The organism is Aminobacter sp. P4_H6_2, assembly GCF_056400805.1.
Window position 1 is genome coordinate 1 of record NZ_JBFUKO010000408.1, and the last position, 4,882, is coordinate 4,882.

General features: G+C 60.4%; 5 protein-coding genes and 1 pseudogene. 3 read left to right on the forward strand and 3 right to left on the reverse strand.

The features are described from left to right. Positions 1-2: 2 nt before the first annotated feature. From AC1DUU_RS22975 to AC1DUU_RS22985, 3 genes and pseudogenes are all read left to right on the forward strand, one after another. Positions 3-593, forward strand: a complete 591-nt coding sequence (locus tag AC1DUU_RS22975; protein ID WP_476785696.1) for an alkylhydroperoxidase domain protein — start codon at positions 3-5, stop codon at positions 591-593. Between the two features lie 440 nt (positions 594-1,033). Further along, positions 1,034-1,315, forward strand: a pseudogene (locus AC1DUU_RS22980) (FAD-dependent oxidoreductase); the annotation flags it as partial. 28 nt (positions 1,316-1,343) lie between these two features. Continuing rightward, positions 1,344-1,613, forward strand: coding sequence for an FAD-dependent oxidoreductase (locus AC1DUU_RS22985; protein ID WP_476785697.1), 270 nt, complete (start codon positions 1,344-1,346; stop codon positions 1,611-1,613). A gap of 239 nt (positions 1,614-1,852) precedes the next feature. On the opposite strand, the gene AC1DUU_RS22990 is transcribed toward AC1DUU_RS22985, so the two are convergent. From AC1DUU_RS22990 to AC1DUU_RS23000, 3 genes are all read right to left on the reverse strand, one after another. Continuing rightward, the gene (locus AC1DUU_RS22990; RefSeq protein WP_476785698.1) at positions 1,853-3,040 is read right to left on the reverse strand and encodes an acetyl-CoA C-acyltransferase; all 1,188 of its coding nucleotides are present in this window, start codon (positions 3,038-3,040) and stop codon (positions 1,853-1,855) included. A gap of 5 nt (positions 3,041-3,045) precedes the next feature. Next, entirely contained in the window at positions 3,046-4,173 is a 1,128-nt protein-coding gene (locus tag AC1DUU_RS22995) for an acyl-CoA dehydrogenase family protein (RefSeq protein ID WP_476785699.1), read from the reverse strand. Positions 4,174-4,178: 5 nt separating this feature from the next. Further along, positions 4,179-4,882, reverse strand: a 704-nt coding sequence (locus AC1DUU_RS23000; RefSeq protein WP_476785700.1) for a DUF6537 domain-containing protein, incomplete at its 5' end; no start/stop codon positions are given.

Below are 4,882 nucleotides of genomic sequence, written 5' to 3' on the forward strand. Positions count from 1 at the left end.
CGATCACCTATCCTGACAACGTTGAACCCAACGTTTTCACTCGTGATGAGCTTGGCTGGGTGCCATGGCTGCAGCCGCTGGCCGAGGACGAGCTGACCGACCGCCACCATGCAGGCCTGGTCGATCCCTCCCGCGCCAAATCACCCTATTTTATGCTGCTCGCGCGCGATCCCGATATTCTCGGCGCACRCACCAAAACCGATAAGGACATCTTTTACAACACCAAGACCGGCCTGCCGCGGGCCGAACGTGAGATCGCAGCAACAGCCGCGTCGCGCACTAATGGGTGCATCTTCTGCGCCTCCGTCCACTCGCGCTTCGCCTACCAGCATTCCAAGCGCGGCGAAGATGTCCAGAAGCTCCTCGACGAGGGTATTTATACGGATATCGATCCGAGCTGGAATGCCGTCATTGACGCTTCTGCTGCTCTGACAAAGACGCCCCAGGGCTTCACGGAAAGCCACATTGACGAGTTGCGCCGGGCCGGCCTGGACGACGTGGCGATCGTCGACGTGATCAACGGTGCCGCATTCTTCAACTGGGCCAACCGCCTGATGCTGTCGCTCGGTGAGCCGACACCGCCGGCCGCATAGCGTTCTTGAGTCCGATGTCTCGGCAGCCGCCGGTCTGTGGCGGTGTCAACTTCGGCTCCTCTGGGGCCGCTTGCGATCAAGCCGTCCTATCTGCCTCGCGCCCTGCCATGGTTCATACTGTGGCTGAAAGCAGGGCAGTTGCGACGCATGACCATCCTGGCGCGGCACATGCACGCGCTGCACAGCCCCGCCTTGGCTGAATGGCATAGGCTCGTTGGACCAGAGCTTTACGCACGGTTCATCCGCCAGGAAGGCGAGGCCGTTCTTTGGGATCATCCTAGCGTGGGTCCCGCCGATGAGATCGAGGCAAAGCTAAAGGTGGAGTTGGTATCGAGGTCGAGATGCTCGGTCCCTCCGAGCTGTAAAAACTGTATCCCGGCATTCTCTTCGAAAGTCACACGCGGAATGGTGAAAAGGGGTAACGCGCACACCGTGAGCCTGCCCAGCTGAACGCTGCACTGGCCGCCCTTATGGAGCGTGAGGGCGCCCGTTTCATTCGCGAACGGGTGCTGAAACTCATTCGTGAAGGCGACGGTTGGCTTGTATTGACCTCCACGGGAAATCATCGCGCCAGCGAAGTCGTGGTGGCATGTGGCGTCTGGTCTACCGAGTTGATCGCGCCATTAGGGGTAAAGGTGCCGCTTGAGAGCCAGCGCGGGTATCATGTGATGTTGCCCGCGGACGCAATTGACCTTGCCATGCCATTCATTCACCGCGGATGAGGCATCGGCATGACGCCGATGTTGGAGGGTGTGCGCGCGTGGGAGGAACGGTGGGATTCTCAGGTGTCGACGGCGTTCCCAACGAGAAGCGGGCCGATCAGGCTCTGTACATGCCAGGGATATTTTCCCTGCGTTGAAGGGCACGCCGCAGCAAATCTGGACGGGTCAGCGTCCCGCCACTCCGGACTCGCTACCTGCATTAGGGGCGGTGCCAGAGCATCCAGGCCTTTGGCGGTGCTTCGGACATGGCGCCTACGGCATGACGGCGCTCCCCCGAGCGGTCTGGTTGCCGACCTGATTCTGAAGCGTCCACCTCAGATTGAGGCTGCGCCATATTCGGTAACTCGGTTTTGAAAGTGGCGTTCGGTATCAAGCTTCGCTGAAGCGCATCAGCGAACTGCGTAAACCCAGTTTCGTTCGTCTATCGCCAACCCTCGCTCTATCCCGACCGTAGGGCGCGCCGAGCGGTCAGTGTACCCAAATCCGATGCGCCACCTGTGATAAGGACGGCAATCCCKTTATCTGCGGCCATGCCTCCTAGATGATTTCAAGCGCCATGGCAGTTGCTTCACCCCCGCCGATACAAAGTGCTGCAACGCCGCGCTTTGCGCCACGTGCCTTCAGGGCGGCGATCAGCGTCGCGACGATGCGCGCGCCACTTGCGCCGATAGGGTGACCAAGCGCGGTGGCTCCACCGTTCACGTTGATCTTGTTGTGCGGGATGTCGAGATCGCGCATCGCAATCATCGCCACCGCCGCGAAGGCCTCGTTGACCTCGAAAAGGTCAACATCCGCAACTGACCAGCCGGCCTTTTCCAATACCTTCCGGATGGCATAGACGGGCGCGGTAGTGAACAAGGCAGGCGCGTGGGCATGGGCGGCGGTGGCAACGACCCGCGCCTCCTGTGCGAGACCCAGCCGTGCCGCGACGCTCGCGCGGGTCATCACCAATGCTGCAGCTCCATCGGAGATGGAGGCGGATGTCGCGGCAGTGATGGTACCGTCCTTTGCGAAGGCGGGCTTCAGCGACGGGACTTTTTCCGGTTTCGCCTTGYCTGGCTGCTCATCTTCCGAGACCACGACATCGCTGCCCCGACCCCTTACCGTCACGGGCACGATTTCGTCTGCGAAGGCTCCGCTGGTTATCGCCGCTCTCGCGCGGGACAGGCTTGCCAGCGCAAAGGCGTCCTGGTCGACGCGGGAGAACTGGTAGTCGCGCGCCGTATCCTCGGCAAAGGCACCCATCGGCTTGCCCTTATCATAGGCATCTTCCAGCCCGTCCATCGTCATCGTGTCGATGATCTGGTCATGGCCGATACGTGCGCCGCTGCGGTGCTTGGGAAGGGCGTAAGGCGYGTTGGACATGCTCTCCATCCCGCCCGCAACAACAATGTCAGCGTTACCAGATGCAAGCGCTTCGGCCGCCATGATCGCCGTTTGCATGCCGCTGCCGCACATTTTGTTGACAGTGGTCGCCTCGACTGACTGCGGCAGCCCAGCACCAAGAGCCGCCTGGCGTGCAGGGGCCTGTCCGAGAGCCGCGGGCAAAACGCAGCCCATGTAGATTCGATCGATGGATTGTGGGTCGACGCCACTTCGATCGACCGCCGCCTTAACGGCTGCGGCTCCAAGTTGCGTTGCCGAGGTGCTGGAAAAGGCACCCTGAAAAGCACCCATTGGCGTGCGGGCATATGAGGAGATGATGATTGGGTCGGTCATTTGCATAATTCCTACAGGCTGCGCGCGATGACGAGACGCTGAATATCCGATGTGCCTTCATATATCTGGCACACGCGGACATCACGATAGATCTTGGCGAGTCCGAACTCTTCGAGATAGCCATAGCCTCCCAATGTCTGCATCGCGCCTGAAACAACGGCCTCAGCGGTCTCCGATGCAAAGAGTTTGGCCATCGAGGCCTGTGTCAGGCAAGAAGCGCCGGTGTCCTTGAGTGACGCAGCCGAGAGAACCAATTGCAGCGCAGCTTCTAGGCGGGTGGCCAGATCGGCCAAGCGGAAACCTACAGCCTGATGCTGAATGATGGGTTTTCCGAAGCTCTTGCGATCCTTGGCGTAGCTCACCGCAACCTCCAGGGCGGCCCGCGCCATGCCGACACTCTGCGCGGCAATGCCGATGCGACCTGCCTCAAGGTTTGCAAGGGCGATGCCATATCCGGCACCTTCAGCGCCCAGTCTCAGCTCATTTTCGATGAACAGGTCTTCGAACCTTATCGCGCAGGTGTCTGACGCGCCTTGCCCTAGCTTGTGTTCGAGCTTGTCGATCCCGTAGCCTGGGCGGTCGGTAGGAACCAGGAAGGCCGAGATGCCCCGTTTTCCCGCGGCCGGTTCCGTAGCCGCATAGACAATTGCCAATCCCGCGATCCGTCCGGACGTAATGAACTGTTTTGCGCCGTTCAGGCGATAGCCGCCATCGACCTTTTCGGCGCGTGTGCGCAACGCCGCCGCGTCCGATCCGGCATCTGCCTCAGTCAAGGCAAAGGCTCCTATCATTCGCCCCGCTATCAGATCCGGCAAGAACCGTTCTTGTTGGGCCGGCGTGCCGTCCTTGATCAGGCTTGAAACGACAAGGCTGTTTTGGATGGACGTTATTGTCGACAGTGCGCCGTCGGCCGCAGCGATCTCCATCAGCGCCAAAGCATAGCTCGTATAGTCCGCACCAGCCCCGCCAAATTCGACCGGCGCGGTCATGCCCATTAGACCAAGCTCTGCCATGCGTTCGAACAGTGCTTGAGGATAACCGCCGTTCTTTTCAAAGCTTACGCTGTGCGGGCGTATTTCGGCTTGAGCGAAATTGCGGACCATGTCGCGGATCGCGACCTGCGTATCGTTGAGTGTCATTTTCGTTAGGTCGCCTTGCTGGCTATAGACTTGGGTGTCGCTGCGAGCAGCGACACGCGCCTTCCAGAATACTCGGCTATTGCGGCCTCCTTGACCGGCCCATAGCCTCGCACCATCTCTGGCAACGTTGCAATTGCCGTCGCCTGTTTGAGGGTCGCTGGATCCAACGACCGACACAATTTGCCGATCGTCTCGAAATACTCTTTCGCGAGCGCTCGTTCCGCGCGCCTTTCAGCCGTCCTGCCAAATGGATCGGCCCAGGTGCCGCGAATGCGCTTGAACTTCGCAAGCAGCTTGAAAGCGACGAAGACCCATGGGCCGAACTTCCGCTTGGCGGGGCGTCCAGTAGTGGGGTCCAGCCGGGATAACAAGGGTGGCGCAAGCCATACCGAAACCCTCTTGGCGCCTGAAAACTGTGCCGCGAAAGATTTTTTGAAGGCGGGGTCCGCGTACAGGCGTGCAACCTCATATTCGTCTTTGTAGGCCATCAGGCGATACGCGTTTTCGGCCACTGCCCGCAGAAACTCTTCACCCTCAGCGCCCATCTCGGCGGCTGCATCGCCAACCTCGCCAACGAGCTGCGCATAGAGGTCGGCATATCGGCTGTCCTGATATGCGATCAGGTCAGCGACCCTACGTGCGATCACGGTTTCGGTTGTTTCGTCGGTGGCCGGCGATGCCTTGGCAAGGCCTGCAACCTCTTCGACCG

What these genes read in the sequence shown, in the direction of transcription:
- AC1DUU_RS22995 (WP_476785699.1), bottom strand. Translation starts at nt 4,173, where the DNA reads ATGACACTCAACGATACGCAGGTCGCGATCCGCGACATGGTCCGCAAT.